Below are 24,925 nucleotides of genomic sequence, written 5' to 3' on the forward strand. Positions count from 1 at the left end.
TTTAACACGAATGTTAAAGTCTTTTTTCTTATTTCTTATCAGTTTCTTCTTGCTTTTTATCTGGACGATAATTTGTTCCATCATAGAAACGTAGAAGATCTCCATATACAATCTGGTCGGAGTAATCTAACTCTTGCTTTGCTTTTTCCATATAAGGTTCACAGTTACTTCTATCTGTTTCCTGCTCAGTAGACTTATCGTAACATTTATCACTAGCATACACGTACTTATCTGTAATAAAACTTCCGTCACGAAGGACAGTAAAGTCTAACTTATCCTCGGAAAACATATCTGTTCCAAATTGAACGTGATTATCCGTAGTTATACCTAATAAGTGTAAAATAGTTGGTTTTAAATCAACTTGGCCTGAAACTTTTGAGATTGTTTTATTATCAGTTTCTCCAGGAATATGAATCGCCATAGGCACTCGCTGTAGCTGTGTCCATACATAAGGCGTTACTTCTTTTCCTAGATATTTTTCCATTGCTGCGTTATGGTTTTGTGAAATACCATAGTGGTCACCATATACAACGATAATTGAATCCTCATACAATCCTTCGTCTTTTAACTTTTGAATAAATTGTTTAAACGCTTCATCTTGATAACGTAATGTTGGGAAGTAGCGATTTAACGTGCGACTGTTTGAATCATACTCATCAACCATTCGATCTTCTTCATCTAGCTCAAATGGGAAGTGGTTTGTTAACGTAATGAATTTTGAATAAAAAGGCTGTGGTAATGTTTTCATGTGTTCCACAGATTGTTCAAAGAATTCTTTATCCTTTAAGCCCCATCCTACAGAATTTTCATCTGTTACGTTGTAATCATTAATATTAAAGAATCGATCGTAACCAAAGTTAGGGTATACAATATCTCGGTTCCAGAAGCTACTGTTATTTGCGTGGAAAACAGCAGAGTAGTAACCTTCTTCTTTTAATATTTCAGGCGTTGCATTAAATTCATTAGTTCCATGCGTAAAGAATACCGATCCACGCCCTAGTGGGTACAGTGAATTGTCTAATAAGAACTCACTATCAGCAGTCTTTCCTTGTCCTGTTTGGTGATAGAAATTATCAAAGTAATAGCTCTCTTCAATAAAGTCATTCAAAAACGGCGTAACTTCTTCACCGTTTATCGTATTATTTACAACAAAACTTTGAGTAGACTCTAGTGAAACAACAATTACGTTTTTCCCTTTTGCTTTTCCAAACATATCAGGGTTTGGCTCTTTTTGATTTGCTTTTAAATAATTTTCTGTTTCAACAAATTCGCTACTATCAGCAAATGCTCGTTGGGCTTTTGTCTTTGACTGCAGTACAATATCGTAAATATGATAGTTGTACGTACCGATATTTTTCACCAGCATTTCACGATCAAATGCACGAGTTAATAGTTCTGGACGTTCTGTTTCAGCTAAAGCCAAGTTTGAAATAAATACGGCCACCACTGCAATATAAAAAGCAAACCTTGTTTTACGAGTAGTCGGCTCGTCTACTTTATTGTTTGCTTTAAATAAAGAAGCAAGGACTGCTAGGAAAATTACGTCTACGAACATTAAAACATCCGTCAATTTAAACAACTCAAACGCACTATTTCCTAAGTCTCCCATGTTACTTGTTTGAAAAAGAACGGGTAACGTTAAGAAATCATTAAAGAAACGATAGAACATTACGTTTGCAAATAAAATAAAGGAAACTATGAAACTAGTAGTTAAAACGTAAGCCTTAGCTCCTTTACGTGTTTTAAAGAATAAACCTGCCCCTAGAATAAGCAATAAAAAGCTCAGTGGGTTTATAAACAATAGAAACTCTTGTGTCGAATTCTCAATTGTAATATCAAACTGTGTTTTATAAACAATATATGTTTTTATCCAAAGCAAAACGACAGCAGTAAGAATAAACGACAACTTTGACAATGAAATTTTGTCTTTCATCAAGGACCTCCTTATCCACTGTTTTCAGACACCGTAAATGTCATATAACGACCCTAATCTTAATGTTTTTTTTACAAAAAAGCAAATAATTTATAACATATTACCTTTATAATTGAAATGTTATAATCAGATTAGATACTTCTCTTTTTCTACGTTTTTTCTTCTAAAAAGTTTCAAAAAACATAATTAAGATAATTTACCAAAGAGATAAGATAATCCTTCTTTTATTTTACATAAAAAAAGAGAGTGGTAGAACCGTCTACCATTCTCTTTTTTTAGTTTACGCCTATTTATACATATGTTTTAACTAACCATGCCCCACCAATAATTCCTGCATCATTACCAAGTGTAGCAATTGCTAACTCTGCTCCTTCAGCTACTCTTGGGAACGCAAACTTTTTAAAGTAAGACTTCACTGGATCGAGCAACACATCTCCTGCACGTGATACACCGCCTCCAAGGACAATTTTCTCGGGGTTCAATGCGTTAGCCGAATTTGCAAGTGCTAGTCCTAAATGAAACGCCACTTTGTCAACCACTTCTCCAGCTAATTCATCGTTTGCACGGGCAGCATCAAAAACGTCTTTAGCAGTAATTTGATCATGCTCATCTAGAAGTGTACGAAGGGTGCTTGACTTATCCGTATTCACCACTGCTTCCATCGCTAATCGAACAACACCTGTTGCAGAAGCAATTGTTTCTAAACAGCCTGTTTTCCCACAGTTACATGGCGCTCCACCCTCAGGCACCGATGTAATATGTCCAATTTCACCAGCCGCACCGTTTACTCCTTGAACGATTTCACCGTTTGCAATAACCCCTCCTCCTACACCTGTTCCAAGCGTTACGCATAGTAAATCTTTCGCTCCGTCTCCTGCGCCTTTCCACATTTCACCAATTGCCGCAATGTTTGCATCATTGTCCACTACTACAGGCAAAGAAGTTTCCACTTCTAGAATATCTTTAATAGGGAATTTTTCCCACCCTAAGTTAACTGCTACTTCAATCGAACCGTTTGCAAAATTCACTGGACCTGGAGCACCGATACCAATCCCCATAAGTTTCGACTTGCTTTCTCCTAAGTTCACGACTTCTTTGTCGATTGCTTTTGCAATATCCGTTGGGATTTTTCGCCCCTGTTCGCTAATATCCGTTGGAATTTCCCATTTATGAATCACTTCTCCGTATTGATTAACAAAAGCCATTTTAATTGTTGTACCGCCTAAGTCAACACCAACTAACCATTTATCATCCATTTTTTTACTCATCCTTTTTCCTTTTGTTTTTGTAATTCTTGTCTAAGTAATAAAATTGCCATTTGATAATCTTGTGTTTCAATCAACTTTGATTGATATAGCTCTCGTATCTCTGTTTCCATTAACTCTATATCAGCTTGACGATTACCAATATATATAATAATTCCAAACGATTTTAAAAGTTGTTGCACATCGTATAACGTGTTCATCTCTTCACCTGCATATAGTCATAAAATAATGAGACCATTTAATCCTATCTAGTTTATTTTAGTAAACGTTCTCACAATAGTAAAGCAGAAAATCTTAAGTACTCTGTCTATTTTTATCAATTTAATTTCCGTTGTAAATCTTGATATTCTTTGTTAGCTGGTTCTATTTCTAATGCCTTTTCTACGTTTTCCTTCGCTTCATCCACATGATTTAACTCTGCATTCAATAGAGCTAAGTAGTAGTAGCCTTCATGAAAGTTAGAGTCTAACCTCACAGATTCTTTTAGCTCTTGTTCCGCTCGTTCATATTCTTTTAGCTCAGTGTAAGCATATCCTCTTAAATAGTAAATCAATGCATTGTTTGTATCCCGTTCTACAAAGCTATCTAACGATTTAATTGCTACTTCATATTTTTTTTGTTTAATATACTCGCTTGCTAAGCTGAGAGCGTAGGGCTCGTCTGCTGTTGTTGTTCGAATAGAAAAACCATAGTATAACAAGCCCAGTACGAGCAATACGGTTGATACAAATGCTGGTATCTGTACGTATAACTTTGGTTTTTTCGGCAAACTAACAATGCTGGCAGCTAAGAATCCACCAACAAGCCCACCGATATGTCCTGCATTATCAATTCCTGGTACTACTAAACCAAAGATAAGGTTAATGACGATAAGAGCTAACACATTATAACCAATTGTCCGAAAGAAGACTCTTGGATTTGTACGTGCTAAAAAAAGTAGCGCACCAAAGCAGCCAAATATTGCGCCTGAAGCTCCTGCTGATAAGTTTGAAGTCCATACAAAGCTTCCTAAAACGCCTGCAAAGCCTGCTGCTATATAGATGAACAAAAAGCGTGCGCTACCATACATTCTTTCTACTAACGTTCCTAAATAATAAAGAGCTATGCTGTTCATTAATAGATGAAAAACACCAATATGTATAATGATTGGCGTAAAGAAACGCCACCACTCTCCCTCTAAAATAAGAGGATTGTACTTTGCACCATACTCAATGAGAGTTAACGGATCTTCGCTACTTCCTTTCCACTCTAAAAATAGAAACATTAAAATTTGAGCAACAAGAAAAATGTATGTAAAGACAGGCTTTCCATATTGAAACAACCTCTCTTCTTCTTTACGCTCTGTATTCATCTGACTTAACACTTCATAGCGTATTTGATGAGCTTGATGAAGAAATTGTTCTTCTGAATACCCTTCAACATTTGGTACTGCTAAGTCTAAATGTGAAAATAGCGACTCTATTTCATAAACTTGCTCTCCCACATACCTTTCTAATTTCACCTTCACCTTTTTTAACTGAAGATCTTTTTGCTCTCTTCCGTCGTATTGCAAAGGTTCAAAATCTATTATGTATATATTATGAAAGATTATTCTACGCTGAAACCGTTGCTTTCGTAGTCCCTCAGCACGCTCGAACGCTAGCACTTGATCTTTTTGAAGATCGTTCTCCCAGCTAAAGCTTTTACGCGCCACTCGAAACGTTGTTTTTTCACCGTGTACTTTACAATCAAACCACACTTCTGTTCCATCACGATTCGTATGTATAATTGAACATTCTTTATTATGTTGTACTGCATGAACCAAGGACCAATAATAATAATCTTGCATGGCTGACATCCATTATGCACCCCCTATTATTTTCTCTTTATTACCATCGCAAAAAACCCTTAAAAAATCAATCTTTTCTCTGCATAATAAAAGCACTTTATAAGTGGACTTATAAAGTGCTTTTATTATGCGTTGCATTTAGCGAAACACTTGATTCATTAAACGCTCCCGCACGTAAGGCATATTAAAAAATGAACGAACTGCTAAGCTACGTAAAAACGAATTACGAAAAAACACGTTAACTAAACGATATCTTATTTGATATACAACATAACCGATTAAAAGTACACTAAGCCATCCTATAAAACGTTTCATTTCACTAAACCTCCTTACGATTTAGCATGCACAGTTTAACCTACTTTATCCCGTGGCTTTACATAAGATAAAAAAAATCCCTCCAAGAATTGTAGCAAACATAACGGATAACAAGTTAACAGCGTCATTATTGCAGTAATTCCATCCCTTTTCATAAAGAGTTGGAATCCCACAGTGCTGTTCTTTTTCAGTTTGCAAAAAACAGACCGAACAGCGGTATCTTAGCTGAATTGTCGCTCCTAAAAACGTATCAATAAGGTTTCCTAAAAAGCCAAACATACTAATAAATAAGCACTCTATAATTGATAACTCGGGAAAAGCATAGAAAGCAGTAGCTGCAATAATCAAAGATCCACCGATACTCGCTGCTGTTCCAAGTATCGAAATGGCTCCTGACGTTCCTGGATCTACCTGTTTAAAGGTTAAAATAAAGACTGGTTTTTTTTTACTTAATACGCCAATTTCAGAAGCCCACGTATCGGCATTAGCCGCTGCTAAACTAACGGCAAACATCATTAAAAAGACGTGAGATTCAAAGCTAAAGAATAAAAGAGCACTCAGCGCTGCAACCCCACCATTTGCAGCTACCTGTATATGATCACGCTGATCATGCTTAGCTACTTTTTCTTCCACTAGTTTCTTTTTGACTTTTTTATATTGACTAAAAAACGTAGATGTTCCAAAAAACATCCCTAACAGTAATAGACCTTTTAATTCAAAACCAATATAAATGCTAATACCAACAGCAGCAGCCATAATGGCACCTGACCTTGACAAAACACGAAGTACATATCCTATAAAGGATACAAAACAAATGATTACATAAATAAGAAAACTATTTATGAGCACAATGTATAATCTCCTCATCTGTAATAATAGCGTCCACCGGGATATCATGGGATTCAACCGGTACACGTTGTACGATTTGTTCATGAAAAGCCAAGCTTACCTTCATTTGTTCATAATCGACGAGAAAGCGATCATAATAGCCTCCTCCATATCCAATTCGATAACCATTTGAACTAAATACGACACCTGGTACAAGAATGAGATCAATTTCACTCTTTTTAATAAGCTCTGTTTGTAATTCAATTGGTTCCTGCAAATTAAAATATACAACTTCTAGCTGAGAGAAAGATGTAATTTTCCGAAAAATCATTTCATTTTGCTCGGAAATGCACTTTGGAACAGCGATAGTTTTTCCTTGAGACCAAGCTGTTTCAATTAGTCGTTTTGTATCTACTTCTTGTCCTCTAGAAATCGTTATTGCAATTACATCAGCATCTTTCCACCAGGTAGTATCTAAGAGCCGCTTTGTAATCAACATGGATTTTGCATTGTATGTACCTGCTGTCGATAAGCTCAATAACGTCTGCTTCATTTTACGTCGCATGTCCGCTTTATTCATCTTTCCACTCCTCACACTGATATTTATATAAAAAAAACAGCAGGAATATTCTCCTACTGCTTACTTAGTTTCACGGTGAAGTGTTACTTTTTTAAGTCTTGGGCTATATTTTTTCAACTCAAGACGATCTGGGTTGTTACGCTTATTTTTAGTTGTGATGTAGTTACGATCACCAGTTTCAGTACAAGCTAATGTAACGTTTACGCGCATCTATTTTCCCTCCAAACATTATAAACATAAATCAGACTTTACTATAATATCATTTTTTACTTCGGAATGCCAGTCTGTTTTTCTAACTAACACAGTTAATTTTTGATTATATTATTTCTTTTCATCTCTAATACAAGGTAAAGTGAGTATTTTTCAACTAATAAATTCCTTATAAAGATTATTTTTCTAAAATTCTTTCTTTTGTTTTTGCACTCTAAGTGAAAATTGATTCATAAACTTTGCGATACTAAAAAGAGGCTTAGTCTTCACATCAAACACACGCGCGACGGCTCCGCTTTCGGCTTTATCGTTTAAAAGAACACTTTCTCTTTCAAGAATCATCCCGTGTTCCAACGCAACATCATATAAAAAGCAGTTCTTTTTTACAATAACATCATTCATCAAAACACTTTTTCGAATTGTTGCGTTACTATTAATGTGACTGTTTTTCCCGATAACAGCCCACGGACCAATTGTACATCCTGATCTGATTTGTACCTCTTCTCCAATATAAACAGGAGGAATGACCTTCACATCCTCTGCAATAACAGCAGTGTCTGAAATATGGTTCAAACTATTAGAACCAAACAACTTTTCATATAAATCATAATGTGCCTGCCTATAATGATGAAGCTGCCCGATATCAATCCAATAGTTTGCGGTTGTATAATGATAGACTTTACGATTATTCTTTAACAGTGCGGGAATAACATCAAAGCTAAAGTCAACTGCTCCTTCACGGCTAATACTGTTTAAAATTGATTTATGAATTACATAAATACCAGTATTAATTAAGTTTCCAGTTGCTTCGTATTGCTTTGGCTTTTCAATAAAACGCGTGACCTCATTTTTGTCATTCGCAGATACGAGTCCGTAATGTGTAACATCTGGCACAAGCTTCGTCACAATTGTCATTTCACTTTGATGTTGACGATGAAACGCAATGACGTTAGCTAGATTTAAATCCGTTACAGCATCGCCACTAATGATGATGCATTCTTCTTCAATAAACCAATCTGCTTTTTTGACTCCCCCCGCTGTTCCAAGAGGCATCTCTTCAATAAAATAAGTAATTGAGACGCCCCACTTCTTTCCATCTCCAAAGTAATTCATAATCTGTTCGGGTAGATACTGTAGCGTAATGCCAATTTCATTAATTCCATACTTTTTTAAGAGTTCAACTATATATTCGATAACAGGATATTCATAGAGTGGAAGCATCGGTTTTGGAACGTCGTTTGTTAACGGCTGTAAACGCGTTCCTCTACCACCAGCAAGTATAATGGCTTTCAACGCTTTTCCTTCCTCCTTTTACTCTGTTTGATTTGATCTTGAAACAATGCGCTTGTATCCAGTGCAATTTGTTCCCAACTAAACATCGTAGTTGCCTCAACATACCCTTTTTCACTAATTTCTTGAATCAGTTGTGAATCTGTGATCACAGTGAAAACGCAATGAATTAACTCTTCGACAACCCCAGGTTTGAACGTAAGTCCGGTTACCCTATGATTAACGATATCTTTTAAACCACCCGTTTCAGAAACAATTGTAGGTTTTTTCGCTACCATTCCTTCTAATGCTACAATACCAAATGGTTCATAAAGACTTGGGAAGATTACTCCGGTACTTAAGTGTAGCAAGCAATTTCGTTCTTCATCCGTAATATAGCCAATAAATTTAATATACTGATCTAGGTTTCGATTTTTAATTTGTTGTTGAAACTCATGCAAGAGGGGCCCTTTACCCGCAATAATGAACTGAATATCAATATCTACCTGTTTAAAGTATTCTGCAGCTTGAATTAAAAGCTGAAAGCCTTTTTCATAAACAATGCGACCAATTGAAAAGAAGATAGGTGCATTTCGCAGCTTAAACTTTCCTTTGACCGCTACTTCTTTTGAACGATTAACGACACTAGCAACCATGTGCTGATCAATGCCGTTTGGAAAAATTGAAATGCGCTCTGGCTCTATATTAAACAATTCCATTATTTCTTTTTTCATATAGGTACTGCATACAATAATGGCTGTGGACTCATGAACAAGCTCTTCTTCACGCTGGTGAATTCTTTGCTGCATTTCATTATGAATGCCATTATTCCGTCCATGCTCTGTTGCATGTATTGTTGTAATGAGCGGTTTTTTCACATGGCTAGCGATACCCTGTGCTGCTGTACCAACCAACCAATCATGAGCATGAATTACTTGAAACGGCGTAGCTGCTGCTAAACGAATACCTTCTAATGCCATCGCTACGTTTAAACTATTTACCCACGTAAGAAAGTCAGCATGATGAGGTTGCAAACTTTTTACTCGGTAGACATGAACACCATACATACATTCATACAAAGGTAGCCCTTCTACAAATGCGGTAATAACGACCACATAGTGGCCAGATTTCGCCAAAGCTCTGGATAAATCAAAAACATGTCGAGCTAACCCTCCGATAACAAGGGGTGGATATTCCCAAGCTAGCATTAAAATCGACATATTTCCCGGTAAATATAAGGAGATATCTTTCTTGTTCTCTTTATAAGCAATCCCGCATTCTTTCACCACATCGGGAACCCATTGTAAATATTCATTCTTCATTACTTTTTGTTCTTCAACATGACATAACTGGTTAAATAATTTTAACTGCCGGTTATAGTCATCTTTGGAGTGAATTAACCACTCGCTAGACGCCAAGATAATCCATGTATGCGCTAATTCTTTTTTCCTCTCAAGTTTATGCAGTTTATTATTAACCTTGCTTAACTTTACTTCTGTCTGTTGCATCGTCTTATAAAACCAGCTGTTTTCCTCTGTGATTGGTTGATTATATCTAGATGACTCATGCTTAGGTGAAATCTTCACTAATTTCTGTTGATTGTTTATATCTTTTACACATTGATATAGTAGCTTTCCATCCTTTAAACTTCGTAAACCTGTGTCACTTTTTGAAATGACAGGTGATAGCGCGTCATGCTTAAGAAGGAATATACCGCTTGATGAAGTATACAGATTGACTCCGTAGTCGTGCTGTACCTCAATACAACTATATTCAACGTTATGCGCTTTCAATAACTTATCAATTTCATACGTATAATCTCCATTTGGCAAGTAAAACCCTTTAGGCCTTTGCCCCAGGTATTTATTAAATAGCTCAATTGCAAGGCTAATCTGTAAATGGTATCCTTTAGATGTTTTTAATAGGGATGGACACCTCGTAGTTATAGGTATTGCTATACACTCTATAATTTGTTCATCCTGATAATACTTTAACGCGTCAAGCAATCTTCCATCCCACTGCTTCAGAGTATCAACAAATTGACCTTGACGTTGTATGAAGTGATTAAATCGTTGATTAAAGCCATTATGATCCAAAATTCCTAAAATTAAAGAAGAGAGAATAATTGAAGCACCTTTTAACCTATTATTTTGAATGTAATGTACAAGTGGGAGATACTTTCTAACTAAATGCTCAAATAATGCTTTTTCATTCGCTTCACTCCAATGAACCATGTCATAGACTGGGTCTTCCATATTAATTATTAGGCAATTAAAGTCATTCATCACTTTGATTCACCTTGTCCCACTCATTTGTATAATAAGAATACGTGCTAAAGCAGTCATCATGAACATAATCCGTTTGCGGTGCATTTTCACTCCAGGACCACTTCGTTTGATCCAATTGCTTAGGTTCTATACTTGTTCCCAGCTGAACTCTACTTGAACGTATCAGTGCAAAGAAATGGTGTTCGTATACGCCTACATCTACAACATATGTACAGTTCGTATCCATATCTTTTAAGAATGCCTCTGTCTGATTGCTGCACACCTCTAAAAGCGTATGACGCTTTGATTGATGCCCATCAAATGTGACGCTAAGACCGGTTACATCATAAATACACAGAGCAAATGACAAATCATTCCATTTCTTTTGATACATCTTTTCCACCATTTCCTGAATAGTGTCAGAAAAAGACCAATGTACATACAAAGCTGAAGCGTTTACTCGATTTACAACGCATACATCCAATTCATTTACTTTTGTCTTCAAAGCCTCACCACTTTACTTAAGATATACTTATTGTCATATTACCACTAAGAAAAAACTGTAACAATAAACACAATTTGTCGATTTATGGTATCATAGATTGATTTTATCTTTTGTAAGAGGTGAACCACATGTTATATGCTTTTATTACCCTAATTGCACTTTCCCTATTTTTACTTTTATTTTCTTTTTTAAAGGAAACAAAAATACAGTCCGTAGAAAAACAGCTAGAGCACCTTTCATTGACTGTTCTACAAGATCAATATCAAACCACTAAGCGCTTAGATTTGTTAGAAGAAGCCTTATTATCTGACGAAGATCCTGATACAGCAACTCATTCGGCCCATGCTAATGCTCTACCTCCAAACCAGCAGCATCTTCATAAAGAAGACGTAAAACGACTGCTTAGCGTACAAGGAGTAAATCGCCATGAATAGTTTAACGATACGAGGATTTGCTATTGGGATATTAACAGCCACTTCAATTTTAGCTGTCGTTTATGTTATTCAAGAGAAAAACGCTACTTCTTTGAAAATTAGCGATGCTGATCTACATGCTTATGCAGAGGACCACCAGTATGTATTAATTAAAAAGAAAGAATACGAAGATTCATTAAAACCTGCTTTTGAGAAGCAAGAGACTAAATCTAAAACAAGTGAAGTATCAATCTCTATAAAAGCAGGAATGTCTAGTTTAGATATTGCACATACATTAGTAAACAATCATATTATTGATTCGACAGATGAATTTGAGAATCTCGTTGCTCAAAAAAATGCGAGCACAAAATTCCAAGTTGGTACCTATACGCTTACATCGAATATGAGTTTAGAGCAAATTGTTAACACTTTAACAAAATAAGAAGCGCCCAGCATTAGCTGAGCGCTTCTTATTTTGTTATTCATTTAAGTCATAGCGTTTTCCTTTTACTAAGTAAAATACGCTTTCTGCTACGTTTGTTGTATGATCTGCCATTCTTTCCAAGTAACGAGCAATAAATAACAGCTGCGTAATTTGATTCATAGCTTCTTGCTTTTCTTTCGCAAGGTTAAGCAGCTCTTTAATGGTAATTCCGTAAAGCTCATCTACTTCATCATCCATTTCAGCAACTTTTTTAGCAAGGGTTAGGTCCTCTTCATGATATGCCTTTAATGACAAGCTAAGCATTTCAATTGAAATAGCATGCATCTTTTTCACATGCTCTAGCGGCTTAATTAAGTCTTCTTTTCCAATTCGAATTGCTGATTTAGCGATGTTCACTGCAAAGTCTGCCATACGCTCAACGTCAGAAGCAATCTTAATAGCTACAATAACTCTTCTTAAATCAGTGGCAACTGGCTGCTGTTTTGCAAGCAATAGAATAGCTAAGTCATTAATCTCTTCTTCAAGTTGATCAATTTCCGTGTCACCATCAATAATCTCTAGCGCTAAATCGACATTTTGCGTTTGTAAAGCTTCAATAGCTTTTGCTAACGCCTCTTCTGTTAACCGACCAATCTCTAAAAGCTTTTCACGTAAAATTTTTAAATCAGCATGAAACTTTTCACGTACAACCATGTAGTCCATCTCCTCTTAATTGATCAACTATTAACCAAAACGTCCTGTAATATAGTCTTCTGTTCGTCTATCAGATGGGTTTGAGAAAATTCGATCAGTCTCTGCAAACTCAACAACTTCTCCATTTAAGAAAAATGCTGTTTTATCTGAAATACGTGCAGCCTGCTGCATATTATGCGTTACGATAATGATACTGAATTCCTTCTTCAGTTCTTGAACAAGCTCTTCCACTTTTAACGTTGAGATTGGATCAAGAGCAGACGTTGGTTCATCCATTAAGATTACGTCTGGTTCAATTGCCAAACATCTAGCAATGCATAAACGCTGCTGTTGACCACCTGATAACCCATAAGCATTTTGATTTAAGCGGTCCTTTACTTCGTCCCAAATTGCCGCACCGCGTAGGCTTTTTTCCACAATTTCATCTAAAATTTTTTTATTGCGAATGCCGTGAATACGTGGTCCATAAGCTATATTATCATAAATTGATTTTGGGAATGGGTTTGGCTTTTGAAAAACCATTCCTACTTGTGTACGAAGCTCTTCTACTCGATATGACTTATTAAAGATATTTTGTCCACGATATTCAATTTCACCAGACGTTTTTACAATTGGACTCATTTCAACCATTCGATTTAACGTTTTAATATACGTAGATTTCCCGCATCCTGATGGACCAATAATGGCTGTTACTTCATTTTCATGAATATCTAAATCAATGTTTTTTAACGCTTGATTTTCTCCGTACCATAAGTTTAAACCTTTTGTTTTATAAACAATTTCTTTTGATTTGTTAATGGGATTTATATTTTCCTCTGTCATTTTTTGATCGATTGTGATTGTCATGGAAAGCTCCTCCTTCATCCTACTATCATCATTCAATTAAGCTTAATAACGCTTTTGAAATTTGTTACGAATAAATACAGCAATGGAGTTCATTACAATTAAGAACACTAATAACACGATAATTCCTGCTGCTGCTACGCTTTGGAAGTCTGCTTGCGGTCGACTCGTCCAGTTATAAATTTGCATCGGTAAAGCCGTTGCGGTATCTAATACACCAGCTGGCAAGAAGGCAATGAATGTAGGCAAGCCAACTACTACAAGCGGTGCTGTTTCCCCTACCGCTCTTGATAAAGCTAAAATGCTTCCTGTTAAAATACCAGGGATTGCTGCCGGCAGTACCACACGGTAAATCGTTTGCCACTTAGTTGCTCCCATTCCAAACGAAGCTTCACGTAAATGAGTTGGCACTGACCTAATGGCTTCCTGTGCCGCTACTACAATAACCGGTAAGATTAACAAACTCATTGTTAATCCAGCTGCTAAAATACTTCTTCCTAACGATAACTCACGAACAAAAATGGTTAATCCCAATAATCCAAACACAATTGAAGGTACACCTGCTAAGTTAGAAATGTTTAATTTAATGAAATCATTAAATTTATTTTTCTTTGCGTACTCTTCCAAATAAAGCGCTGTTCCTACTCCTAAAATCAATGCTACTGGTGCAATGACAGCCATCAGCCATAAGGAGCCAACTAGTGCCGCTTTAATTCCAGCATCTTCTGGTCTTCTCGATGCAAAGTTTTGTAAAAAACCTGCATCAAGCCAGCCTAATCCTTGAGTCAATACCCGATATAAAAGCATACCCAGAACTGCTAATCCAAAAATCGTTGCACAGAAAAAAATGAACCTTAAAATACTATTTTTTAATAACCGCCCATGCATACGTTGTTGTACTTGCTCGCGATCCACGTACATAATTAGTACTCCTCCCTAAAGCGCTTTGTAATAAACTGAGCTAGTAGGTTCATAATGAGTGTAAAGACGAATAACGTCATTCCCACAGCATAGATACTGTAATAAACAGTCGTTCCATACCCTGCATCTCCCGTTGCAACCTGAACGATATACGCAGTCATCGTTTGAATTGAACCCGTTACGTCTAGTGCCATTGTCGGCGTAGCTCCACCAGCTACTGTAACAATCATCGTTTCACCAATTGCACGCGAAATACCGAGTACAAACGATGCGATAATTCCTGACAGAGCTGCTGGTAACACCACTTTTAATGCCACCTCTAAACGTGTTGCTCCTAAAGCTAAAGCTCCTTCTCTCATTGATTGAGGTACAGAACTCATTGCATCTTCTGATAGAGAAGCAATCATAGGAATAATCATGACACCAACTACAATACCTGGACTTAAAGCATTAAATAACCCTAAATCTGGAATAACATCTTTTAAAAGCGGTGTAACAAATGTTAAAGCAAAGAATCCATATACAATTGTTGGGATACCTGCTAATACTTCTAAAATCGGTTTAATAATACGTCTTGTTCGATCCGACGCGTACTCACTCAAAAAAATTGCTGCTGCTAATCCAACTGGAATAGCAACGACCATTGCAATTACAGTAATCAATAGCGTTCCCGTAACAAGTGGTAAAACTCCAAAGTTACCTGCTTTCTCAATAAACGGAAGCCATTTTTGACCCGTAATAAACTCAACAAAAGATACTCTTTCAAAGAACATAATTGTTTCAAAAATTAATGTGAACAAAATCCCCACGGTTGTTAATGCGGATACAGCAGCCGTACAGAAAAGCAAAATTGGCATCACTTTCTCTATAATCATTGATGCGCCTTTTTTTGATTTATTTTGCTTTATTAATTCTCGAACGGAACCCTTCTTAGTGTTGCCATTATTCGCTAAAGCCAATGTAGTAAACTCCCTTCCATCGCATGGAAAGATGAGAAGCAAGCGTTGCTCTGCTCCTCATCTTCATTTGTCTATTTCTTTAAACCTTCAAGCGTTTTTAACTGCTCGTCATATTCTTCATCTTTTAAGCTCACATAACCTACTTCTTCAGCAAGCTCTCCTGCATTTTCAAGCGTAAATTTAACATAGTCATATACTTGCTCTTTATCTTTTAGTGCTCCAACACTTGCATAAGTAAATAGCGGACGAGATAATGGTGCGTATTCACCGCTCATAACCGTCTCTTTTGTTGGTTCCACTGGACCGTTTCCACCATCAATTGGTACAACTTTTAACTTATCTTTGTTTTCAGAGTAATACGCGTAACCGAAGTAACCAATTGCGTTTTTATCACCCGTTACACCGTTTACCAACACGTTATCATCCTCTGATAATGTTGCAGACTCTGTAATTTCTTTTCCATCTAAAATTACTTCATCAAAGTAATCAAATGTCCCAGAGTCATGTCCTGGAGAATAGAATTTAATTTCTTCATCTGGCCAGCCTTCACGAATATCAGACCATTTTTTTGCTTTTCCATCGTTAACCCACATTTTTTCTAGTTCTTCAACTGTTAAATGATCAACCCAATCATTTTCTTTATTGATAACAACTGATAGTCCGTCGTAAGCTAGTTCAAACTCTTGAACGTCTACGCCACCTTCTTCAGCTGCTTTCTTTTCTTCATCTTTAATTGGACGAGATGCGTTACTTAAATCCGTTTCACCTTTTGTGAATTTTTCAAATCCACCGCCCGTTCCAGACAAACCAACGGATACTTGAACTCCAGGTTGAGTTGCCATATATTCTTCGCCAACTGCCTCCATAATTGGATACACAGTAGATGAACCGTCAATTGCCACATTTCCTTTTAATTGTTCACCTGAGCCACCAGCGTCACTTCCTTGACCGCCGCCACATGCTGCTAGCACAACTGATGATCCGATTACTGCTGACATTGCTAGAAATTTAAAGCTTTTCATTCTCAAATTCCTCCTACGACATTTCGTTGTTTTGTCCTACAAGCTATACATTAAAGCCCAACTATTAATTCCGTTTTAAGCAAATGTAAAGCTTTTGTAAATCAAGGTCTTTTTACTTAAACCAATGGAAAAACAACAGTCTTTTTTCTTATTTTTGGATTTTATTCTACTATTTAACTTGTCCTTACTACTTATATTTAGAAATATTATTCCCTTAAGAAAAAAGAGCATACAAAAAAAGGCGCTGAGATTTCAGCGCCTTTTTTCTTTTCTATTCTTCTGCATTTGTAGCTTCTGCATCAATTACTTGTTGCTGTTGTTCTTGCTCATCTACTTCTTTTTCACCCTTTTGCTTTAAATCAAAGTATAAATCCATTGATTCACGAGCAAGTTCTTTTGTAATATTATTCGGGCTACTTGGTGTGAATGCTGAAGGAACAACAACTGCCATTGCTACTTCTGGGTTATCTGCCGGAGCATAAGCGATAAATGTAGAATTATTAATTGCAATTGGATCCCCGCCATTCGGGTTTTTCTCATAAGCCTGCGCCGTACCAGATTTTCCAGCTGGATTATAAGGAGCGCTTGCAAATGCTGCATATCCACTTCCACCTTGCTCTTGAGTTACCCTCTTAAGTCCACTTTGTACAGCTTCAATATATTCCTGCTTCATAGTAATTCGGTTTAATACTTGCGTTTCGAACGAGTATTCAACACCACCAATTTCTTCTTCTTTAATTGTTGGTTTCCGAATTTCTTTTACAATCTGAGGCTTAATACGATAGCCACCGTTTGCAATTGTTGATGCGTATTGAACAACTTGAAGAGGCGTATACGTATCATATTGACCAATAGCTAAGTCAAGAGCTGTACCCGGGATGCTGCTTCCACCTTGGAAGCCCGTCGCTTCATTATCAAGCTCAATACCAGTAGACACGCCAAGACCAAATTGACTGTAGTACGAGCGAAGCTGCGCAAACGTATTTGCTTTAATTGGTAACGAACCATTATATCGATACTGCACATCAGCCATCGCCATAACCGTTTTAAACATAAATACGTTTGACGATTGTTTTAGTGCTGTAGAGTAATTGATTGGTCCCATATTTTTAAAGGATTTCTTTTCTTTCGTTCCCGCAAACTTAATTGGCTCGTCGACAAAGATTGTATTAGTTGTAATTGCACCAGAATCTAACCCTGCTAATACAGTAGCCCCTTTTACTACAGAGCCCATCGTGTATGAAGTTGATAAATTCCCTAATGCAAAATCTTCAATTTTAGCAGCACCTGTTTTGGAATCCGTTGTATATCTCTTACCTGCCATTGTTAGGATTTCACCCGTATTCGGATCCATCATGACAACAAACGCTCGGTCTAAAAATCTTGTACCAGACATTTGTTTCTTCTCAATTAATTGTTTTGTAATAGCTTCTTCTACTGCTTGTTGAAGCTCCATATCAATAGTTAATACTAAATCACTTCCGCGCTGCCCTTCAGTTAATTGTAAGGTATCGATAAGATTTCCGCTTCGATCCGTTATATATTGAACCTGCTCTTTTTGACCTTTAAGCTGTGATTCGTATTCTTTTTCAAGATAGCTCGTACCGACTTGATCATTACGACTGTATCCTCTGGACAGATAGTAGTCCACTTTATCTCTTGGAAGACCTTCATTGGCTGATGATACATTCCCTAAAAGTGTACGAAGCGTACCGCCTTGTGGGTAATAGCGTTCCCAGTAAGTGGTTGTATCAACACCTGGAAGCTGCGATAAATTTTCACTAACAATAGCAAATTCAGCCGGCGTTACGTTTTTCTTAATAATTTGAGGAGTTTGGGCATAACCCGCTTCCATTTGTCTTTTAATTGCCAAAACTTCTAAGTCATCAGCTAATGTTTGTAAATCTCGCTTTGTAATGCGGCTTAATTGACGGTTATAAAGCTCTTCATCCGTCATTTCTCCCGCTTCTACTTTACTTCGGTCACTATCACTGATTTTCTTTTCAGCTTCTTTTGGATTAAGCATAATCCAATAATCTTTTAAATCACGCTCTGTGATTTTTACAATGTCCTCAGCATTTTCATCCACTGTTTTTTCTGGTACATCAATTGCATTCGTTGAGTAAGGAACATCAATTAACTTTGCTAATTGTCGAGCGATTTTCAATCGCTCTTCCGCAGTGTTACCTTGGAAGCGCGTATATGTAATCGCATTCAGAGGTGTATTGTCGACAATCACACGATTATAACGATCGTACATTCTACCTCGCGGAACCGGAGTATTAACGGTTACGTCCTCGGTACGCTCAACTTCACGTTGGTAACTTTCCCCATGTACAATTTGTACTAAACCTAAACGTAATATCAGTACCGAAAACAGCGCAAAGATGCCTAGAAATAAAATGTTCATCCGAAACGAGACATGACTTTTACGTTTATTTTTCTTTTTCATTTCTTCACCTACAATTTATCAACATATATATAATCTCATCATAATTTTTTCATTTTGGCAAATAAATAGACACCTTAAAGGTGTCTATTTATGGCTGTGTCTATTGTAAAAGAATTTTGTGCTAATTTCTATAGTACAAAGTAATTATCTATCCCCATTATGCTGGAGATTCACCGTCTCCTTCATTTAAAGCTGGCTGTGTAACCGGCTTAGGGGTGTGTTTGTTCGTAGGTTGAGAAATGTTGCGAACACAGAAGTAAATACAACAGTGTCCTGCGCCGATAACAGCTAACAGTATGGGTAAACTTTGCTGTTCATTAAAAAAGACCACAGCAATGAGAAAAGAGCCAATTGAAATAATGCGTCCAATATTTAAGAATACATCTCGAACAACAATATACTCAATACGTTTAGAAACAATGTCTTTAGCTCGACCAATCACATCATACGTTAAGGACATATACGGTACCAGCAAAATAGGGTAGCCGATTGCGATACAAATCGCATATAAAATGAGGTTTGTATATGATAAGTTAAACAACAATAGAAAGACTGAACCATACAGAAGGATTCCACCTGCCAAAATAAACTTTAAGCGGTCTTTTTGTTTAATAAACCTAGAAGCAACATAGTACGCAACAAAAGCTACAGCTGAATTTACCAGCCCAAACGTACCAAGTGCGAGTTCACTGTCAGTTGTAATAAAAACCAATACTGACACCACGAAAATGAATGTCCCTTCTCTAATTCCTTGAAATACGTGTGCATATAAGATTCTGCGCCAGTCTCGATTGTATTTCCTTTCTCTTAGTACTTCTCTAAATTTATATACGCCCTCAGCTGGACGTCTTTGTAAAAAGAAGCTAAGGACAACTGCACAAACAAACATTAGGAGTGAAACGCCAAAGACCACACGGTAACCAATGTATTCGTATAAGCTAGCAATAATAAAGCCCGCTCCTAGAGGTCCAATCATTCCAGCAAACGAATTTAATACTCCTAGAAAACCATTGAAAAAGTCCCGTGTATCAGGTTCTGTAATTTCAAACGTTAATACGTTAAATGCTAACCAATAAAATCCATACCCTATTCCTAAAAGAGCACCGAGAAGAATTAAAAATTCATCGGCACGGTCGCCTACCATCAACACCACGATATAGAAAACAGATAGAAACGAAACACCTAATCGAAGCACAACGACTCGATCAATTTTTTTAGCCCACCTTCCTGCTAAAATAAAGGTTAATGGCTGAAAGATAACAATGACTAAATTATAAATCGCTAAAGCAGAAAACTCTCCTGTTTGTTTCCATAAATACACGTTTACAAATGAATTTGAAATTGAAATGGCTAAAGCATATAGCCCTCCAATGATAAGTAATAACAATAAATCTTTATTAACTTCTACATCTCCAACAACTTTTTTTAATAAAGGCATATAAAAAACTCCTTTTCTCTTCTACCCCTAGTGTGTGAAAAAGAAAAGGAGATATGTAAAAGAATTGGAAAACAAAAAAACCAGTAAAGGCAATAATTGCTTTACTGGTTTTTTCTCTCATTATTTTGCTGCTGCGTAGCGTTTTGCAACTTCGTCCCATTTAATTACATTAAAGAATGCTGAAATGTAATCTGGACGACGGTTTTGGTAGTTTAAGTAGTAAGCATGCTCCCAAACGTCTAGTCCTAGGATTGGTGTTTTACCTTCCATTAGTGGGCTATCTTGGTTTGGTGTACTTGTTACTTCTAATTCACCATTGTTTACAACTAACCAAGCCCAGCCAGAACCGAAGCGTGTAGTTGCTGCTTTAGCGAATGCATCTTTGAATGCGTCAAAGCTTCCAAACTTACTGCTAATTGCGTCTGCTAACTCGCCTGTTGGCTCGCCGCCACCGTTAGGGCAAAGAATTGTCCAGAATAATGAGTGGTTAGCATGTCCACCACCATTGTTACGTACTGCTGTACGGATATCTTCTGGTACAGCATCCATATTTGAGATTAACTCTTCAACACTTTTAGAAGCTAAATCAGCTTTTCCTTCTACTGCTGCGTTTAAGTTTGTAACGTAAGTGTTATGGTGTTTCGTATGGTGAATGTTCATCGTTTCTTTGTCGATGTGTGGTTCAAGTGCATCATATGCATAAGGTAATTGTGGTAATTCGTAAGCCATGGGTAATTCCTCCTTTAAAATATGTACCTAATTTGGTGAAAGAAAATTCACCTCATGTTTTTAGATTAGCAAATTTAACCTACGCTTTCAATGAAAAAGCATTTAATCATCACTTATATTTACCCGTTTCCCACTGTCTATCCTATTTAAACGTAAAATTTTATTTGAAAACAAAATAAAAAATCTTTCTTCACAATTGTAAAGAAAGATTAATCAACAATATGTATGGCGGAGGAAGAGGGATTCGAACCCCCGCGGGCTTTAACACCCCTGTCGGTTTTCAAGACCGATCCCTTCAGCCGGACTTGGGTATTCCTCCAACCTTTTCATGGTGGACCCTGCAGGACTCGAACCTGCGACCGGACGGTTATGAGCCGTCTGCTCTAACCAGCTGAGCTAAGGGTCCTTGGCTCCACAGGTAGGACTCGAACCTACGACCGATCGGTTAACAGCCGATTGCTCTACCACTGAGCTACTGTGGAATAATAGTATGTATGCTTTGTCACTTAAAGGAATAGCGGCGGAGGGGATCGAACCCCCGACCTCACGGGTATGAACCGTACGCTCTAGCCAGCTGAGCTACACCGCCATGGCTCCACAGGTAGGACTCGAACCTACGACCGATCGGTTAACAGCCGATTGCTCTACCACTGAGCTACTGTGGAACGATATAACATTTATTAGCGACATTAAAAATTTAACATGCTTTTAATTAAAAGTCAACAAATTATTATAAAACAACGATAAGGAAGTAAATAATCATTGCCGCCTGTATAATTCCTTTTGAAATAGCACCGCTGAAAAAGCCAACTAACGATCCAAAACCAATCTTTATAGCATTTTGAAAATTCGTACGGTGTACAACTAACTCACCAATCACCGCCCCTAAAAATGGGCCAATTAATATACCAAGCCCAGGAATTAAGAATGGACCAACCAACAATCCAATGGTGCTTCCCCAAATACCCGCTTTTGTTCCACCGAACTTTTTAACACCAATTAGATTTGCCAAATAATCAGCGGCAAAAAGTGCTGCAACAAGCAGACCTTGAATAAGCACAAACAAGAAAGTATATGGTTCAAAACTATAGAAAAACCCGTACAATAAAAATCCAAGTGCTACAAACAGTACGCTTGGAATAATAGGATAGACTAATCCAATAAATGATACAACAAAACAAATTGCAATGAGTGTCCAATATAAAAAGTCCAACTTAACACGTTTCCTTTCATCTCAATCTCTATTTACTATTATTATCAAACAGTATACACTGTAACAACTTTTTTGATAATAATATTCCATAAAAAAGAGCAACTCGTTAACGAGTCGCTCTTTTTAGCTTATTTAGATTTTTGAGTCACACTCTTTTGATTTTCTCCTAACACTGCTTCTGCAATATTAACTGCGTGATCTCCAATACGCTCTAAGTTACTAATAATGTCAACAAATACAATACCAGCTGAGCCTGTGCAAGCACCTTCGTTTAAGCGTAAAATATGCTTTTTACGAAGTGAACGCTCCATGCTGTCGATTTGATCTTCTTGTTGCATTACGTGAACAGCTTTTTCACGATCGTTGTTCTCTAGTGCTGCAACAGCTTCTTTAACTGTTGAAATTGTTAGTTCAAACATTTCTGCTAAATCTTTATTAGCTTCAGATGTTACCTTTACTTTGTTAGTAATTTGATAATCAACAAGCTCTACGATATTTTCAAAATGATCTCCAATACGTTCAATATCACGAGCCGTGTCTAACAGCATTGAATGCTCTTCACTTTCTGAAGCTGACATAGAAGAAGAAGAAAGTAAAATTAAATAGTTAGTAATTTTTTTATCTAAATTGTTAATGGCATCTTCAATTTGTAAAGCCATATCAGAATGCTTATGTTGCTTCGTTTTCAAATAATTGTTTGCTTCTTCTAATCCAATTGTTGAGAATTGCCCCATACGAACGAGCTCTTCTTTTGCTTGTCCTAACGCAATTGATGGTGATTGTTCAATAAAAACTGGATCTAGATGTTTCGGTTTAAAGTCAACTAACGCATCGTCTCCAGGAATTACTTTTGTTACGATTAAAGCCAATAATCCAATAAACGGAAATTGAATAATAGTATTCGTGATGTTAAACGTTCCGTGTGCAAAAGCTATCGTCATCTCTGGGTTTAATGCTAATGTATCTTGTAAATATAAAACAAACTTTGTGAACAGCGGTAAAATAATTAAGAAGATAACTGTTCCAATAATATTGAACATTACATGAGTTAACGCTGCGCGTCTTGCCGCAACGCTTGCACCAATGGATGCTAAAATTGCCGTAATAGTTGTACCAATATTATCACCAAACAATACCGGTAACGCTGCATAAATATCGATTGCTCCTTGGCCAAATAGCTCCTGTAAGATACCAATTGTTGCACTTGAGCTTTGAACGATAACCGTAAATACTGTACCGATGACAACACCTAAAATTGGGTTATCACTCATACTTACTGTTAAGTCTTGAAACGCTTGAAGGGAACGAAGTGGCTTCATGCCATCGCCCATTAGCTCTAAACCAAAGAATAACATCCCAAAGCCAAATACGATTTGACCAAAGTTTTGAACTGGCTTGCTTTTAAAGAAGAATAGCATGAGAGCACCTACAGCTAAAATCGGTAGCGCATAGTCTGAAATTTTAATACCGATAATGAAAGCTGTAACGGTTGTCCCGATATTCGCTCCCATGATAACGCCAATGGCTTGGCGTAAGTTCATAAAACCAGCACTTACTAACCCTACGGTAATAACAGTCGTTCCGGAACTACTTTGAATAAGTATGGTAACTAAAATCCCTGCTAACACACCCATAAATGGGTTGGTTGTAAAACGATCTAGTATATCGCGTAATTTATCTCCAGCTGACTTTTGTAAGCCATCACCCATGAATTTAATCCCAAACAGGAAAATCCCGAGGCCACCGATAAATTCAAATATCATCTTCTGAACATCTAGTTCCAAAGAATTCCACTCCTATCTCTACAGTTTCATTTTTCGACAGACATCTACAAGTCCCACATAATTATTAACGTAAAATAAATGTTGTGTAAACGCTGATTCTAAAAAATTTACATTATCTTAACATTTCATTTACATAACACAGCATCCACATAAAAAAAGTCATTTTTTCACACTTTCATTATGAATATAATGGTAAAATAAAAAGCAAATGTTACTAAAATAAGGAGCTTTGCCCATGGAAATGTTTCGCCGCTTTTTAATAAGTACATACCTTCCAAAAAAAGCAGTGATGCTTCGGTTTGAACATCCAAATAAAACCATTGGTTATGTTTTATTGCTAACTGCTTTTTCATTACTACCAGCTTTGCTTTTTATGATACCCACAATTGTAAGCGGTTATCAAAACGCCGTTCAGCATATTGAAACCCCATCCACCGCTGTTTACCTTGAGGATTTCAAACTGTATGAAAAAGAAAAAAGAAATGTTTCTAGTTCTTCGTTTACTCTAGATTCCACCATTACAACTGAGGAGATTTCAAGTGCACCGCCTTTATATGGAATAGGGTTGCTAAAAGATGGTGTCTTTCTTGCCATTAAGGGCCAAGTACAGGTCTATTCATACGAACTTTTAGGATGGAATTCTTTAAGTAAAGAAAATCTTTTACATCACTTAAAAGATATTAAAAATACACTTTTTATCTTCATTCCTCTCTCTGTCTTTTTATTATTTTGTTTAACAGCAGGATTAAAGTTTATTCAAATTACACTGTTTGCTGTGATTGGTCTGTACGCGAGTCGCTTCACCAAAAGAATATTGACGTTCAAACAAGCTTGGGTGTTGAGTGCTTACAGCATTACTCCCATGACTGTTCTATTTATGGTAATTGATTTGCTCTCTTATTCTGCGCCTTATTCAACAAGCCTTTATTTAGTTGGAATGCTATTTGCATATGTATTTATTTTATCTAGGCTTCCGATTAAAAAGGAAAAGCGTACCTCTTTAAACGCTTAAG

The 24,925-nt window shown here is 36.8% G+C and carries 24 protein-coding genes and 5 tRNA genes; 3 read left to right on the forward strand and 26 right to left on the reverse strand.

All coding sequences use genetic code 11. The annotated features are described in order from the left end of the window. Window positions 1-28 precede the first annotated feature (28 nt). From LZP85_RS15215 to LZP85_RS15265, 11 genes are all read right to left on the reverse strand, one after another. Complete coding sequence (locus LZP85_RS15215) at window positions 29-1,933, reverse strand: LTA synthase family protein (protein WP_119543430.1); 1,905 nt, start codon at window positions 1,931-1,933, stop codon at window positions 29-31. Window positions 1,934-2,223: 290 nt separating this feature from the next. Further along, window positions 2,224-3,189: an ROK family glucokinase gene (locus tag LZP85_RS15220; RefSeq protein ID WP_025911568.1), complete on the reverse strand. Its 966-nt coding sequence runs from the start codon at window positions 3,187-3,189 to the stop codon at window positions 2,224-2,226. A gap of 8 nt (window positions 3,190-3,197) precedes the next feature. After that, window positions 3,198-3,398: a YqgQ family protein gene (locus LZP85_RS15225; protein ID WP_094910801.1), complete on the reverse strand. Its 201-nt coding sequence runs from the start codon at window positions 3,396-3,398 to the stop codon at window positions 3,198-3,200. A gap of 116 nt (window positions 3,399-3,514) precedes the next feature. Continuing rightward, on the reverse strand, window positions 3,515-5,035 hold the full coding sequence (locus LZP85_RS15230; RefSeq protein ID WP_234561784.1) for a rhomboid family protein: 1,521 nt from the start codon (window positions 5,033-5,035) through the stop codon (window positions 3,515-3,517). A 129-nt stretch (window positions 5,036-5,164) separates the two neighbouring features. Beyond that, window positions 5,165-5,341 carry a hypothetical protein gene (locus LZP85_RS15235; RefSeq protein WP_167556106.1) on the reverse strand — a complete coding sequence of 59 codons (177 nt, stop codon included), beginning with the start codon at window positions 5,339-5,341 and terminating at the stop codon, window positions 5,165-5,167. A 45-nt stretch (window positions 5,342-5,386) separates the two neighbouring features. Further along, window positions 5,387-6,190 carry a DUF92 domain-containing protein gene (locus LZP85_RS15240; RefSeq protein WP_224839991.1) on the reverse strand — a complete coding sequence of 268 codons (804 nt, stop codon included), beginning with the start codon at window positions 6,188-6,190 and terminating at the stop codon, window positions 5,387-5,389. Further along, on the reverse strand, window positions 6,177-6,749 hold the full coding sequence (locus LZP85_RS15245; protein ID WP_061785789.1) for a 5-formyltetrahydrofolate cyclo-ligase: 573 nt from the start codon (window positions 6,747-6,749) through the stop codon (window positions 6,177-6,179). The genes LZP85_RS15240 and LZP85_RS15245 overlap by 14 nt, the downstream gene beginning before the upstream one ends. A gap of 60 nt (window positions 6,750-6,809) precedes the next feature. Then, on the reverse strand, window positions 6,810-6,959 hold the full coding sequence (rpmG, locus tag LZP85_RS15250) for a 50S ribosomal protein L33 (protein ID WP_013059189.1): 150 nt from the start codon (window positions 6,957-6,959) through the stop codon (window positions 6,810-6,812). Window positions 6,960-7,145: 186 nt separating this feature from the next. Further along, window positions 7,146-8,252, reverse strand: coding sequence for a nucleotidyltransferase family protein (locus LZP85_RS15255; protein WP_025911575.1), 1,107 nt, complete (start codon window positions 8,250-8,252; stop codon window positions 7,146-7,148). Continuing rightward, window positions 8,249-10,513 (reverse strand): glycosyltransferase, encoded by a 2,265-nt coding sequence (locus tag LZP85_RS15260; protein ID WP_119543429.1) that lies wholly within the window; start codon window positions 10,511-10,513, stop codon window positions 8,249-8,251. Before LZP85_RS15260 ends, LZP85_RS15255 begins: the two co-directional genes overlap by 4 nt. Next, window positions 10,506-11,000 carry a DUF4912 domain-containing protein gene (locus LZP85_RS15265; protein WP_119543428.1) on the reverse strand — a complete coding sequence of 165 codons (495 nt, stop codon included), beginning with the start codon at window positions 10,998-11,000 and terminating at the stop codon, window positions 10,506-10,508. The genes LZP85_RS15260 and LZP85_RS15265 overlap by 8 nt, the downstream gene beginning before the upstream one ends. Window positions 11,001-11,128: 128 nt before the next feature. Between LZP85_RS15265 and LZP85_RS15270 the strand changes: the two genes are divergently transcribed. Both LZP85_RS15270 and LZP85_RS15275 read left to right on the forward strand, forming a co-directional pair. Continuing rightward, window positions 11,129-11,434 carry a hypothetical protein gene (locus LZP85_RS15270; RefSeq protein WP_076512131.1) on the forward strand — a complete coding sequence of 102 codons (306 nt, stop codon included), beginning with the start codon at window positions 11,129-11,131 and terminating at the stop codon, window positions 11,432-11,434. After that, window positions 11,427-11,855, forward strand: coding sequence for an endolytic transglycosylase MltG (locus tag LZP85_RS15275; protein ID WP_025911580.1), 429 nt, complete (start codon window positions 11,427-11,429; stop codon window positions 11,853-11,855). The genes LZP85_RS15270 and LZP85_RS15275 overlap by 8 nt, the downstream gene beginning before the upstream one ends. 36 nt (window positions 11,856-11,891) lie before the next feature. Here LZP85_RS15275 and phoU read toward each other — a convergent pair whose 3' ends face one another. From phoU to LZP85_RS15350, 15 genes are all read right to left on the reverse strand, one after another. Next, on the reverse strand, window positions 11,892-12,551 hold the full coding sequence (gene phoU, locus LZP85_RS15280) for a phosphate signaling complex protein PhoU (protein WP_025911582.1): 660 nt from the start codon (window positions 12,549-12,551) through the stop codon (window positions 11,892-11,894). Window positions 12,552-12,581: 30 nt separating this feature from the next. Next, window positions 12,582-13,373: a phosphate ABC transporter ATP-binding protein PstB gene (gene pstB, locus LZP85_RS15285; protein WP_277988256.1), complete on the reverse strand. Its 792-nt coding sequence runs from the start codon at window positions 13,371-13,373 to the stop codon at window positions 12,582-12,584. A gap of 66 nt (window positions 13,374-13,439) precedes the next feature. After that, on the reverse strand, window positions 13,440-14,315 hold the full coding sequence (gene pstA / locus LZP85_RS15290; RefSeq protein WP_234561786.1) for a phosphate ABC transporter permease PstA: 876 nt from the start codon (window positions 14,313-14,315) through the stop codon (window positions 13,440-13,442). A 2-nt stretch (window positions 14,316-14,317) separates the two neighbouring features. Beyond that, window positions 14,318-15,274 (reverse strand): phosphate ABC transporter permease subunit PstC, encoded by a 957-nt coding sequence (gene pstC, locus LZP85_RS15295; RefSeq protein WP_224839993.1) that lies wholly within the window; start codon window positions 15,272-15,274, stop codon window positions 14,318-14,320. Between the two features lie 71 nt (window positions 15,275-15,345). Beyond that, on the reverse strand, window positions 15,346-16,296 hold the full coding sequence (locus LZP85_RS15300) for a PstS family phosphate ABC transporter substrate-binding protein (protein ID WP_119543427.1): 951 nt from the start codon (window positions 16,294-16,296) through the stop codon (window positions 15,346-15,348). A 271-nt stretch (window positions 16,297-16,567) separates the two neighbouring features. Then, window positions 16,568-18,748, reverse strand: coding sequence for a peptidoglycan D,D-transpeptidase FtsI family protein (locus LZP85_RS15305; protein WP_119543426.1), 2,181 nt, complete (start codon window positions 18,746-18,748; stop codon window positions 16,568-16,570). Window positions 18,749-18,905: 157 nt separating this feature from the next. Beyond that, a complete protein-coding gene (locus tag LZP85_RS15310) occupies window positions 18,906-20,186 on the reverse strand; it encodes an MFS transporter (protein WP_078989272.1) in 1,281 nt (426 codons plus the stop codon). A 120-nt stretch (window positions 20,187-20,306) separates the two neighbouring features. Beyond that, window positions 20,307-20,915 carry a superoxide dismutase SodA gene (gene sodA / locus LZP85_RS15315; RefSeq protein ID WP_025911589.1) on the reverse strand — a complete coding sequence of 203 codons (609 nt, stop codon included), beginning with the start codon at window positions 20,913-20,915 and terminating at the stop codon, window positions 20,307-20,309. Window positions 20,916-21,141: 226 nt separating this feature from the next. Further along, window positions 21,142-21,234 (reverse strand) — tRNA-Ser (locus LZP85_RS15320). A gap of 10 nt (window positions 21,235-21,244) precedes the next feature. Then, window positions 21,245-21,321 (reverse strand) — tRNA-Ile (locus LZP85_RS15325). A 1-nt stretch (window position 21,322) separates the two neighbouring features. Beyond that, a tRNA-Asn gene (locus tag LZP85_RS15330) sits at window positions 21,323-21,397 on the reverse strand. A 33-nt stretch (window positions 21,398-21,430) separates the two neighbouring features. Then, window positions 21,431-21,504: transfer RNA gene (locus LZP85_RS15335), tRNA-Met, on the reverse strand. 1 nt (window position 21,505) lies between these two features. Further along, window positions 21,506-21,580 (reverse strand) — tRNA-Asn (locus LZP85_RS15340). 65 nt (window positions 21,581-21,645) lie between these two features. Further along, the gene (locus LZP85_RS15345) at window positions 21,646-22,128 is read right to left on the reverse strand and encodes a DUF456 domain-containing protein (RefSeq protein WP_025911590.1); all 483 of its coding nucleotides are present in this window, start codon (window positions 22,126-22,128) and stop codon (window positions 21,646-21,648) included. Between the two features lie 128 nt (window positions 22,129-22,256). After that, entirely contained in the window at window positions 22,257-23,912 is a 1,656-nt protein-coding gene (locus LZP85_RS15350) for a Na/Pi cotransporter family protein (protein WP_182840848.1), read from the reverse strand. A gap of 235 nt (window positions 23,913-24,147) precedes the next feature. Between LZP85_RS15350 and LZP85_RS15355 the strand changes: the two genes are divergently transcribed. After that, window positions 24,148-24,924 (forward strand): DUF1189 domain-containing protein, encoded by a 777-nt coding sequence (locus LZP85_RS15355; RefSeq protein WP_234561788.1) that lies wholly within the window; start codon window positions 24,148-24,150, stop codon window positions 24,922-24,924. Window position 24,925 lies beyond the last annotated feature (1 nt).

Source organism: Priestia flexa, assembly GCF_021441905.1.
Taxonomy (GTDB): domain Bacteria; phylum Bacillota; class Bacilli; order Bacillales; family Bacillaceae_H; genus Priestia; species Priestia flexa.

What these genes read in the sequence shown, in the direction of transcription:
- LZP85_RS15225 (WP_094910801.1), bottom strand. Translation starts at nt 3,398, where the DNA reads ATGAACACGTTATACGATGTGCAACAACTTTTAAAATCGTTTGGAATT.
- rpmG (WP_013059189.1), bottom strand. Translation starts at nt 6,959, where the DNA reads ATGCGCGTAAACGTTACATTAGCTTGTACTGAAACTGGTGATCGTAAC.
- LZP85_RS15355 (WP_234561788.1), top strand. Translation starts at nt 24,148, where the DNA reads ATGGAAATGTTTCGCCGCTTTTTAATAAGTACATACCTTCCAAAAAAA.
- LZP85_RS15230 (WP_234561784.1), bottom strand. Translation starts at nt 5,035, where the DNA reads ATGTCAGCCATGCAAGATTATTATTATTGGTCCTTGGTTCATGCAGTA.
- LZP85_RS15235 (WP_167556106.1), bottom strand. Translation starts at nt 5,341, where the DNA reads ATGAAACGTTTTATAGGATGGCTTAGTGTACTTTTAATCGGTTATGTT.
- LZP85_RS15220 (WP_025911568.1), bottom strand. Translation starts at nt 3,189, where the DNA reads ATGGATGATAAATGGTTAGTTGGTGTTGACTTAGGCGGTACAACAATT.
- sodA (WP_025911589.1), bottom strand. Translation starts at nt 20,915, where the DNA reads ATGGCTTACGAATTACCACAATTACCTTATGCATATGATGCACTTGAA.
- LZP85_RS15300 (WP_119543427.1), bottom strand. Translation starts at nt 16,296, where the DNA reads ATGAAAAGCTTTAAATTTCTAGCAATGTCAGCAGTAATCGGATCATCA.
- LZP85_RS15275 (WP_025911580.1), top strand. Translation starts at nt 11,427, where the DNA reads ATGAATAGTTTAACGATACGAGGATTTGCTATTGGGATATTAACAGCC.
- LZP85_RS15305 (WP_119543426.1), bottom strand. Translation starts at nt 18,748, where the DNA reads ATGAAAAAGAAAAATAAACGTAAAAGTCATGTCTCGTTTCGGATGAAC.
- LZP85_RS15270 (WP_076512131.1), top strand. Translation starts at nt 11,129, where the DNA reads ATGTTATATGCTTTTATTACCCTAATTGCACTTTCCCTATTTTTACTT.
- LZP85_RS15260 (WP_119543429.1), bottom strand. Translation starts at nt 10,513, where the DNA reads ATGAATGACTTTAATTGCCTAATAATTAATATGGAAGACCCAGTCTAT.
- LZP85_RS15215 (WP_119543430.1), bottom strand. Translation starts at nt 1,933, where the DNA reads ATGAAAGACAAAATTTCATTGTCAAAGTTGTCGTTTATTCTTACTGCT.
- LZP85_RS15310 (WP_078989272.1), bottom strand. Translation starts at nt 20,186, where the DNA reads ATGCCTTTATTAAAAAAAGTTGTTGGAGATGTAGAAGTTAATAAAGAT.
- pstB (WP_277988256.1), bottom strand. Translation starts at nt 13,373, where the DNA reads ATGACAGAGGAAAATATAAATCCCATTAACAAATCAAAAGAAATTGTT.
- pstA (WP_234561786.1), bottom strand. Translation starts at nt 14,315, where the DNA reads ATGTACGTGGATCGCGAGCAAGTACAACAACGTATGCATGGGCGGTTA.
- LZP85_RS15245 (WP_061785789.1), bottom strand. Translation starts at nt 6,749, where the DNA reads ATGAATAAAGCGGACATGCGACGTAAAATGAAGCAGACGTTATTGAGC.
- phoU (WP_025911582.1), bottom strand. Translation starts at nt 12,551, where the DNA reads ATGGTTGTACGTGAAAAGTTTCATGCTGATTTAAAAATTTTACGTGAA.